The sequence below is a fragment of the Vibrio sp. Y20_XG_PY13 genome (assembly GCF_024181925.1).
Lineage (GTDB): Bacteria > Pseudomonadota > Gammaproteobacteria > Enterobacterales > Vibrionaceae > Vibrio > Vibrio parahaemolyticus.
This window is the reverse complement of the sequence record NZ_JAMZAL010000005.1, coordinates 384,075-394,203: the sequence shown is the minus strand read 5'-3', so window position 1 is coordinate 394,203 and position 10,129 is coordinate 384,075. Positions and strand designations below refer to the sequence as shown.

General features: G+C 39.9%; 9 protein-coding genes and 1 pseudogene. 4 read left to right on the top strand and 6 right to left on the bottom strand.

What is annotated here, in order from left to right; genetic code table 11:
• The 3 genes from NL646_RS14900 to NL646_RS23450 all read left to right on the top strand — a co-directional run.
• A partial coding sequence (locus tag NL646_RS14900) for an S-type pyocin domain-containing protein (RefSeq protein ID WP_253664371.1) occupies window positions 1-1,193 on the top strand: 1,193 nt, incomplete at its 5' end.
• A 2-nt stretch (window positions 1,194-1,195) separates the two neighbouring features.
• Entirely contained in the window at window positions 1,196-1,432 is a 237-nt protein-coding gene (locus NL646_RS14895) for a hypothetical protein (RefSeq protein ID WP_031812766.1), read from the top strand.
• A 258-nt stretch (window positions 1,433-1,690) separates the two neighbouring features.
• Window positions 1,691-1,774, top strand: coding sequence for a hypothetical protein (locus NL646_RS23450; RefSeq protein WP_367618104.1), 84 nt, complete (start codon window positions 1,691-1,693; stop codon window positions 1,772-1,774).
• 244 nt (window positions 1,775-2,018) lie between these two features.
• Here NL646_RS23450 and NL646_RS14890 read toward each other — a convergent pair whose 3' ends face one another.
• A complete protein-coding gene (locus NL646_RS14890) occupies window positions 2,019-2,978 on the bottom strand; it encodes a hypothetical protein (RefSeq protein ID WP_253664370.1) in 960 nt (319 codons plus the stop codon).
• A 334-nt stretch (window positions 2,979-3,312) separates the two neighbouring features.
• On the opposite strand from NL646_RS14890, the gene NL646_RS14885 reads away from it, so the two are divergent.
• Window positions 3,313-4,662, top strand: coding sequence for a hypothetical protein (locus NL646_RS14885; RefSeq protein WP_253664369.1), 1,350 nt, complete (start codon window positions 3,313-3,315; stop codon window positions 4,660-4,662).
• Window positions 4,663-5,060: 398 nt separating this feature from the next.
• Here the strand turns inward: NL646_RS14885 and NL646_RS14880 are convergent, their stop codons facing one another.
• From NL646_RS14880 to NL646_RS14860, 5 genes and pseudogenes are all read right to left on the bottom strand, one after another.
• Window positions 5,061-5,552 carry a DUF4411 family protein gene (locus tag NL646_RS14880; RefSeq protein WP_130545433.1) on the bottom strand — a complete coding sequence of 164 codons (492 nt, stop codon included), beginning with the start codon at window positions 5,550-5,552 and terminating at the stop codon, window positions 5,061-5,063.
• Window positions 5,552-6,688, bottom strand: coding sequence for an XRE family transcriptional regulator (locus tag NL646_RS14875; RefSeq protein WP_203526974.1), 1,137 nt, complete (start codon window positions 6,686-6,688; stop codon window positions 5,552-5,554). Before NL646_RS14875 ends, NL646_RS14880 begins: the two co-directional genes overlap by 1 nt.
• A gap of 574 nt (window positions 6,689-7,262) precedes the next feature.
• Window positions 7,263-8,783, bottom strand: a complete 1,521-nt coding sequence (locus tag NL646_RS14870) for an SIR2 family protein (protein ID WP_253664368.1) — start codon at window positions 8,781-8,783, stop codon at window positions 7,263-7,265.
• Window positions 8,784-9,259: 476 nt separating this feature from the next.
• Window positions 9,260-9,502, bottom strand: a pseudogene (locus tag NL646_RS14865) (deoxyribonuclease I); the annotation flags it as partial.
• Window positions 9,503-9,621: 119 nt separating this feature from the next.
• Complete coding sequence (locus NL646_RS14860; protein ID WP_140289211.1) at window positions 9,622-10,119, bottom strand: SprT family zinc-dependent metalloprotease; 498 nt, start codon at window positions 10,117-10,119, stop codon at window positions 9,622-9,624.
• Between the last annotated feature and the right edge of the window lie 10 nt (window positions 10,120-10,129).

The window sequence follows — 10,129 nt, the reverse complement described above, 5'->3', positions numbered from 1 at the left end:
TCGGGTTGACCAAATATAGAGCCATTAACACTGCCGATTGCATAGAAGGCGATGTGGTAATCCTCAATTTAAAAGACGCCACAAGCTCGCTCGTGTTCGCTAAATCCTGCACCAGACCAGATGGATGTATTGAAATTGGCGACCAACAAGAGTCAATAAGTAACTTTGGTCCTTGGTCATTCTTCTTTGCACAAGCCAATGCAAACCCAGCTGCTGTCATACCCGCCATTCAAGCGACACAAGCACAAATGGCTATGGGCAGTTCCGCAGCTGTCGCCGGTTCCCCAGAGCAAATGCAGCAAACCCAAACCGCAGCGATGCAGTTAGATAAACTGGCCGGCACATTGAAAGACAAAATCGTCGAGGGCTACCGCTGGCAGGTCGAAGGTATTGGCGCTTTGTTTGCCATGCAGCAAAGCTTATTTGGCGATAACACCCAATACACAGACCAAGATTTACGCCAAGTAACCACAGCGCAAAGCCGCGTTCGTGTCCACATTACCGAGCCCCAAGATGGTGAGTTTTATCCGCACGTACAGGGCTATCATGTAGATGACACACGAATCCCCATCAAATATGTGAAACAGGGGAACAATGGTCAGTTGTTCGTTGCGATTGAAGAGAACGGACCAACCATCTATTGGACACCAGAAGAAAACGGTGAAGCAAGTTGGCAAACTACCCCCGATCATAGTGATGGGTTTGAAAAAGACGATATACTGGTCACGCCAATCCATTCGGGTAGCGATGCGAACGTCACCGTTACGCCTGCGCCAGAAGAAAAAGACTGGCGTGATGCGATCTTGGTATTCCCTGAAAGCTCAGGTATCGTTCCTCTTTATATTGTATATAGTGAAAATGCTTACTCATCAGGATTTAAAACGTTTTTGTCACCGAATTCATATCCTGGTGTTTCGAGAGCTCGTCACTTTCAAGAAGCTAATGAGAACCTCTTGAAGATGATGGAAACAGATCCAGAATTTGCATCTCAGATGGAATCCTTGAATATAAAACTAGAGAGAACAGCTACAGGCTTAGCTCCTAGACGACCTCCAAAAGGTTGGACATGGCATCATGAAAGAGAAAAAGGCAGCATGGTTTTAGTCCCAAGAGAACAACACACAATTGGTAGTGAAGAGTGGAAAGTACTTCATCCAGATAACAAGGGGGGCTACTCGATATGGGGGAAATAAAAATGAAATTAAGAGAGTTAATGCTTGATGTTGCAAGCTTGGATCCTGATTTAACCATTTACATTGACAGTGCATGGAATCCTGAATCCCATATTTTACTTTGCGCAGAGCCAGAGGATGGAAGCTCACCGGAAGGGTATGACTACTTTTTAGAGGTATTTATACTGCAAGAATTATTTGAAGATGTTCCCGAGATCACTGTCGAGCGAGTCATCAAATACGCTCAAGATGATGCTTAATATAAGCTTTACTTTGCTTATAAACATAAGGCGTTACAAGGACGCCTTTTCTCATTCCCATTTCTCAACCGGTTCTAAAAACCGCTCAAAGTCCTCTTCTGTCAGAACCTTATAGCTGCTCTCGGTGAATACAACATTTTGTCCATTGCGATTGAAGATAACGGACCAACCATCAATTGGACGCCAGAAGAAAACGGTGAAGCAAGTTGGCAAACTACTCCCGATTCAAGTCAATTTATACCTGCGAACCTTAAACGGATGATGGATGGCAAAGCTCCTCGAGCAAGGTTTAAGGATACCGTCGGGGGAAGACGTTCTTTCGAATTGCACCATGTTGAGTAAATACAACATGGCGGTTCTGTATACGATGTTGATAACTTAAGAGTCCCCCACCCCGCAATACAACACGAGGATTAACCACGGGCAGTATTAGAAAAATGGATTACTTTTAGTAAGGCAAAACCCAATTAACAGGATATGAATGAGTAAAAGGTCTAGCTTACAATGGGACATAAATGCGTTAGTGCCGTTACTCTAAGGCGTTTATATCAGATTAGAAAAAGTATCTTGAAACCTTAAACGCTTGTTATAGCGCATTTTCGACGAAACAGGAGAAGCAAATTCCACTTTCGCTATCCTGTAGCTTCCCATCACAACCCAACTCTTCACAGCTACGCTCTAGAAGTTTTCCTTGATAACTACATAGCTTACACGAATATTCATCAGAATTAGGTAACCTTTGGTAAGTTTTCGCACACTGATGAATGAACTCGTCATCCCAGAAGTCCATACGGGACACGATATTAGTGCAGCGAGGACAATGATAGGATTTGGACTTCTTGTCATAGTCTAAATATTTCTTGCACGCGGCAGGAGGTAATACATCAATAGTTAAGCGGTAATCAATTAAGAGTGAGTTGATTATGTGCGACTCGTAACTCTCGTCAGATTGGATACTTTTCATTGAGTTTACTGGCGTATTTTCGAGGTATTTACGCCTTGATTCAAACCAACATAATGAACCTTGAAAGTAACTATGGGTATATAAAATAAAGTTAACAACTTCCTCTGGAGTTACAGTCAAAGACTTATCAACTGTATGCATCACTTTATTTCTAATTGTTCGTAAGTCATCATTCCATTGAAGAAATTGGTCAGTAAACCGCTCTGGACAAACAGTGTCGTGGACTTTTATTAAATCTTGAGCATCTAAAGTGCGAAATGCAGAAAATTCGACATCCCTTTTGTTACAACCTTTTGGCCATGACTGTGGGTTTCCATAAATGAGCAAATAAGGCGAAACATTTACGATTCGCCCCTTAATGTAAAATTCTACAGCTTGCTGTACTAATGCAGTAGCACTGACTAGTGTCTGCTTTGCTGAAGCCCAATAACGTTTGCTTTCGTTTTCGTGGTCGCTACCATCAATTACACTATATAGAGTTTCAAATTCATGTAAGTGCTCAGTCACCGAATCCCACGAAGCATTAAGAAAGCCATTGGCGGCGCTATAAAAATCATCTTTTGTTGGAAACTCTAAAATCACAAAATACTCCGAAATGTGTTCTGCGCTATAACGCTTTATAGACGGAATTTTTCCGTGTTTGCATTCCGTTTATGTTGCTGTCATTCATTATGAAAATCAAATGGTATCAACCTGTTGTGTGAATCGACGGAGGGTTTCGAGGAGAGAACTACGGAGAATTTCCGTATAAAAGATCAAAGTACGGATTAGATTAATTGGGTCTATTGCAGTACTGGCTTGACGAACAGTTCGTTGGGGTTGTAAAGGTTTGAAGCTGAAATTTCATACATGTAAAAACAATGATTCGCATCTGATACAATACACCCGTTAAACCTACATCTTTGTTGAGGTAATAATGTTAGAGCATCAAGATTTTGTCGATGAGTTTGATGAAGCACTACATGTATGGGCTGCAACTAGAGAGTTGCCGCAGTGGATCGAAAAAGCCGATGAAGAACTAATATACCAGCTAATTGAAGTCTTATTTTTCATAACTAAACACCATTTTTCTTCGGGTAGAGCGACACAAAGTCCGTTTTCATTCACCGCAAATCAAACGTTAAGCGGCTGGGATACACCTTGTGGTGCACTCGAATGCCGACTATCAAAAATAGACCAAATGCTGAGTTTCTCTGCTCTATATGCAGATGAAGTATACGTTAGAAACCCTTTTGAAGAAATGTATCGTGAATGCAAAAGACAAGGAGTGCTACCCAAAATAAGGCAGGAGCTACTTACTAGTATAAGCATATACTGGGTGTTGCGGCCTTATCTAAAAGTTGGAATTGTTAAATATGCGAATAGCGCTCATGCATTTTGTTCTGAGCACATAGAATCTATAGTCAAACCAGCTAGCGTAAAACTAAGGAAGAATGAAGACTTACTATTTAATGCTCTTGTTAAGCATTATCTTGATAAAATATCTGTTAGCTATGACGAGAGCGAAGATTATGGTTTCTTAACCGTTATCGGACCCGAAAGCCTGATCGAACATAAAAGGAAATATTTACACCTATATGATAATAGCGCCGATTTTTTTCACGACTTTCGTAACCTAGGTTTGCCTTACAAGTTAAGCCCTGATGAAATAAAGAATGATGGTGTCATGGATATTCTCCTTCACCCCTTGGTTGATGACGTCAGCTTCTACAGTTGGCACTCAAAATTTTATAATACAAACCTTCTAACTAACGATGATCTACAAGTAAAGATCTTAAACAGACTCAACGTAAATGCTGTTAATCCAGATATCATTACCAACCAATTCCAGCATACCTTAATAGTGGCTGAAAACACGACACCAGAAACAGTACTATCCCTAAGACAAGCGAATGAAGAGCACTTTAACGTCTATAGGGAGCGAACCAAACAACTTCTCAGTGCGGTTAACGGCCTAAAACCTAACGAACAGGAAGAGGCGTATTCTGACCTAGTAAGAAGTGAAATCGCTAATATCGAGCGCAACTTACGCACACATAAAACCAAATACCTATCTAAGGCAAGACAAAATTTAATATTTGGAACAGGTGTACTAACGGTAGGGGCTTATGCCGGGATAATACCTACAGATTTAGCATCTTTTCTTGCCACTATTGGAGGGGCTAGTGCTGTAACTTCTATGTTAACGGATGTGAATCAACAATTTTTGCCAGATTCAGTTGCACAAGATAACGACTTCTACTTCCTATGGAAACTGAGAAAGTAGTTTGAGATAACCTTGTGTTATACGCAATCATTAGTTCAGGTATTGCGAAATCACTCCCAAGTAATTTCCTTCTGCGTTGGAGTAACTCGTTATGGGACAATTTCGTGTTAGGACTTTTGCACTAATGAAAGCATTTCAGATTACCAAAAGTATGGAAAAGTTCTAAACCTGTGGCCAGTATTACTTGACCACTACAATCACAACATACGTTTAGACAATTCTTTGTCTTAGCATATCATGAATAAATAAGGGTATAGGAAAGTCATTTAACTTAGTGGATAGTGCAGATCAAGTTTGACAATGTAACGAAGGTTGGTGATACACCAATCGGGGTCAGGACCGAGAGAGGGCGATCAGTTTCGATAGCTAATAAGGGTGAGAAGCTTATGTTTCAGGTTTTAAGCTAATACAAACTCTGCGTCTAGTTCGGATAGCATTTCGAAAGTATTTAAGTATTTAACTCCTAATAGCTCACAAATATTAGGTATTAATATGCGTTTTTTAGCCGCTGGATTATAGGCCTCGTGAGTAACAATGACACTTCCTGTCACTAGGGCCTTAGCGATTATCCAAGAGTCTGCTACGCTCAAAAATTCAGGCATTGCCTCTGGTCTCAAATCTGGAATTGCGGCTGCAGTTTCAATTACTCTGATATAAGCCTTTTGAGTGGCTTCGTCAGCTATATCCATAAAAATTTCTGGGTTATCCTTTACCCAGTCACTTAGGCCATCATTACCATTAGATAACTCGTCTTTTACTAGAGAAATACTAAAAATCTCACCATCAGCATATGCTTTTTTTAACCACTCCCAATACGCGGGGCAAATCTCCATACCGTAGTATCTATTCTTAGCTTCAATAAAAGTGTTTGCATCAAGAAGATAGTTCATTAATTGATTTTTCTCGCATAAGTTTTTAAATTACTAGGGGATACACCTAAAATAGAACCAGCATCTCTTAGAAGCATCCTGCCACTTAAAGCCTCTCCTATTACTGCGCGAGAGAGCATTTTGCTATTCTTAGCTTTTGTGTTTTGGTAATAGTCACCACTACCAGACGTGCTTTTTTTTCGGAATTCTTTGAGCTCATTAAGGTAAAATCGGTTGTAAGTTTCTCTGTCAACTAAATGGCAATCCAGCGCTCTGCGAATGACAACGAACTTAGAAACATGTGTAGCGGTTGCAATTTTTCTAATGTTATCTTCTAGTTTAAACTCAGCGTTCCAAGAAGATTTTAGAAGTTCCTCCGGTACAAGGAATTCTCCAGCAACAGCATTGCAGAACATTTCTTCATGCCTGTGACTCGTCGCAGTAATTGTATTAGATACGCCACTTTGACCTATCCAAAGGTGAGCTAACTCATGTATCAACGTAAACAAACGTGCTGTGGGTGCATCTGCACTATTAATAAATATAACTGGGGCATACTCATCACATATAGCGAAGCCCCTAAACTCATTTACGGAAAGCTTACGGTGGGTATTGTTACCTACGATTCCACTTCTTAAGACGAGGACACCTATACTCTCGATTTTATCTATAAGTGTTCTTTGATATTCTTCCCAGTCACCGGTTTGAGGTTGAGCTGCCCCAAGGGTTTCTCTAATTAGTTTAACTGCTTCTTTAACATCACTTTTTATGCTAAGGCTACCAACAAACTTTAATGGCTCTTCATTTCTGTCTTTTAAATATTCCTTGAACCAATCTTGCTTCTTCATTGTGAGCTGCAGAGTTTCTCTTAGTGCAGGGGAAGGGGCATCTAATTCAGCGCTATCGAGAGTTCGAAGATCTGGGATTGGAAGTTTTTCCACAGGTGGTTTTGGTAGGTAAAGATAGCCAAAAGGTATGTGGGTAACCTTAGCTATATTTTGTGCTTGTTTAAAAGTTGGTTTAAGGGTTCCTGCTTCCCAATTCAAAATTTTATCAGATTGAACTTTAAGTTTTTTTGCAAGCATTACCTCGCTTAAGCCCGCACGGATGCGCGCCCAACTAAGTATTTCTGGGTTAACTAATGCTTGTGTAGCCATAATGGTTCGGATGAACCTCCAAGTGATTACTTAATAAAGTATAACTTTAATGTTATGTAGTATAACAAATTGCATTCACAGTGATACAGTGTGCCCTATAAGAGTTTTATTATGTGACCATGTTTATATTGTTGTTAATCAATGAGTTAAACAAGTCTGGAATGAAAATGCTTATAAAATATGTCGATACATATGGCATTTATGAAATATCAACCTTCAATTTACCTCATACTTCCGTTGTTTCTATTATAATAGCTGAATGAAATTAGTCTCTCAGTTGAAGGAGTTATCTGATTACATTTCGATTTTTGTAAAACTACTGAAAGTAAGCCAAATTCAACTTCGTTGAAATGAGTCCCAATCAATCGTAACTCGGTTCGGGGCAAAACCTTGTCAGAGAAAAAGGCAAAAGACGCCCAAAAGTATTGAAAAGTTTCTAGCTTTAATGTTAGACGACACTTGAACTAGTTTTGAACAGATAAACGAAGATAACGTTGCTGTTCGAAGCAAGTGATGGCTGACGCTGCCAAAAGATCTCTATTGCTTATTGTGACTAAAGAAGATAGCACTTGTGTTAGTTTTCATGTATTACTACGTTTTTAATTATTTCTGGGATATCATCATAATTTTCATACCAAATAATCGTTACACCTAGCTCCTTCATCAATTCTTCGTTGAGAATGTGGTGATGTTCTAAAAACCTCTTAGCAGACTCCACATTATCTATAACTTTTGACTTTTTTCCGGAGATAGTTTCGTAACAAAATTCAATTGAAGAAAGTCTTTTCATGAAGGCGAAGTGTTTACTTCGCTCTGTATTTTTTGATGAAATATCTAGTAAACGTCTTAGGTTAGGGTCTGTCATCGATAGCCCTATCATCAGACAGTTGCTTTCTCTGAAGGAGTTTAGTTGGACAAGGTTTGACCAGTGATATGAGTCAGAATAAATCTGATGATAACCCTCCTCTGAGAAGACTAGAGTTGAATTATCTAAGTAGTCGCACGACTTTCGAGCTTCTGGTAAGAATCCGTGAACATGATAAACAGGAAGCTCATCTGGTTCGTAACTCTCATCATCAGTGTATATACACCTATGTAAGATCGAGTTATTACTTAGTTGCCTCTCAAGTAAATCGTCAAAGTTATAAGTGACAACAGACTTTACTTTGGCCCCAGCTCTCGTAGGAAGGCACATTGATGCAATTGATTTTATAAGCTCAGAGTCGATAGCAAAATCGGTATTTCGTAACGCATAGAGATTTTTGGTAACAGCACCGATAAAGTCCTTTGCTCCACCGTCACTCTTAGACAATCCTTTTCTGAGGTATCTCGCAGCCATTAATGCTGAAGGTTCATTTATACTGTTTAGCCTAGTGATTAAATCGTTAATATCCTCATCACCCACGGCACCGTCGCCATCAAACTTTTGCGTTAAATAAGTTACGAACAAAGAATTTAAAAGTGTACTCCAATCTGGCATCCCTGCACTACTTGAAACTCCGGCACCAAGAAATAGAGAAAGCTGGCCTTTTTTGTAGCAAGATTTTAAGTGCTTAATTATTTCCTCTCGCGCTTGCTTCCAGTCGTTTAGAGGTTTAGACATTGCCGATGAAAGTCTTAAAGTGAAGAGGTTGCTAGCAATTTGGTTTACTACTTTTCTATGCTTTGAGGCAACCCGGTTCAATTCGGATGGTCCCCATATTACGACTTTAAAGGGAAGTTGGGTCCTTTCTATTTCGGTATTGAATCTGTTTATGAATCTTTCGGGAATTGGTTTGGCTGAAATGATGAGAACATATTCAAATCTATTCTCATGGTACTCATTTCTAAACTTAATAATCGATTTGTCAATAAATTGACCAATCGGTAGTCCAGATAAATTGAACTTGATTTCAATTAGGGTTGCCCCTTCGAACTGGTCAAAACCCTCTGGAGCAAACGCGTCTCCAAATTGTGTCAATTCTGTTGATATGAGAAATCGCTTATCTTGACTTTCGATGTGGTACTTTAAGAGGTGGTTTACAAAAGTCTCGAACGAGTAATAGCTTTTAGGTCCACCTTCATCTATTCCAGCAACTATGTTATCGATTATCATTATTTACTCAGCTCCTTCAGAAAACTCGCAACTTATTTAGATCGCGACGTTGGGCGTTTCAACACGGCCAACGCAAAGCATAATCACAAGCATGTTATCGTATAGCGCACCAGCTTCATCACACCGAGCGACAGCGTACATAAATCAAAATAGAGATGTCTCTGCATACCGTAATATTTTCAAGTTAGCACTTTAATAATATCAATGTCAGAGGTATATGCTTCAAATTCGACTTAACAGTGTTCTCACTATTTCTACATGGTTTATGGGCGGTAGCTATGTCGTAAATATTTCTAGTTGGATGAAATATTTATTATAAGGAAGTTATTCGTTTTGGGGGCTAGGTTTGAAGTTGAGAATAGGAAAGGTAAATTCTCAACTATTCCTCTAAGATATTAAAGTCAGGTAAGAGTGTTGATAAATTGTTCTTGTATATGGGAGCTCTCATAAATCTCAAAGTTATAAATCTAAAGGTACACATGTTCCCATTCAATGCGAGCTGCGCGTTTTTCTTGTTTGCGAACTTGGTAACCGCAAGAGGCTAAGTCTGGAACGCCTTTTTTGCCTTGCCACTGGATATCACAACCGCAGTAAAAACTGCTCGGGTGGTCTTGATAGATTTTCACCGCTTCACGTTTGGCGGCAGAAAATGAGCTAGGAGGGGCAGAAAAAGCGGAACTAGAAAGAACAAAGAGAAACAGAGTAAACAAGTATTTCATGATTAAAGTCTTTAAAAAGTATGGCTTTAATCATTCTACCACTCATATATTGGCTTTCGTAATGAGTCTGTTAATAATAAAAACAAACAAGTGATCGCCGTTGTTTCTCACCGGCGAGATTAAGAAAGTTGAACACCTGTAAAATTCAAAGGCTGGTGGCATTTTTGACAGGAGTAGGCTGCCTCTTTGCGCAGAACTTTATTATGTCGGCGAATCGAGAGCGGGTAGGTCATGCAGCCGCAACGATACTCAAACGTCTTACCCTGGACTGAGGTAACTTCAAAGCTGTGTGTGGTGTTGGCAGGAATACCAAATACGGATTCCATGACGCCCCGCCACTCTTTTCCGTGTGGTCGAACTCGGCCGTACACTTGGTAGGTGATTAAGTGGGCGACTTCATGAGGAATTACTTCTTTCAAAAACGCCTGTGGATTTTCTCTAAATAAAATAGGGTTGAGACGAATCTGATTTAATTGAAGGTAGGCTTTTCCTGCAGCTTTGCCGCGAACGTTGAATGTGATGCTTGGAATAGGGAATGAGCGCTCAAATGCCTGCTGTGCCAAAGAGATACAATCAGCCATGACTTGCTTGGCTTTATAACTCAGTTCAATGTCCATCCATACTCCG

Bases quoted from the DNA above. Each gene is read 5' to 3' on its own strand.
- NL646_RS14870 (WP_253664368.1), bottom strand. From the start codon at position 8,783: ATGATAATCGATAACATAGTTGCTGGAATAGATGAAGGTGGACCTAAA.
- NL646_RS14880 (WP_130545433.1), bottom strand. From the start codon at position 5,552: ATGAACTATCTTCTTGATGCAAACACTTTTATTGAAGCTAAGAATAGA.
- NL646_RS14885 (WP_253664369.1), top strand. From the start codon at position 3,313: ATGTTAGAGCATCAAGATTTTGTCGATGAGTTTGATGAAGCACTACAT.
- NL646_RS14875 (WP_203526974.1), bottom strand. From the start codon at position 6,688: ATGGCTACACAAGCATTAGTTAACCCAGAAATACTTAGTTGGGCGCGC.
- NL646_RS14895 (WP_031812766.1), top strand. From the start codon at position 1,196: ATGAAATTAAGAGAGTTAATGCTTGATGTTGCAAGCTTGGATCCTGAT.
- NL646_RS23450 (WP_367618104.1), top strand. From the start codon at position 1,691: ATGATGGATGGCAAAGCTCCTCGAGCAAGGTTTAAGGATACCGTCGGG.
- NL646_RS14860 (WP_140289211.1), bottom strand. From the start codon at position 10,119: ATGGACATTGAACTGAGTTATAAAGCCAAGCAAGTCATGGCTGATTGT.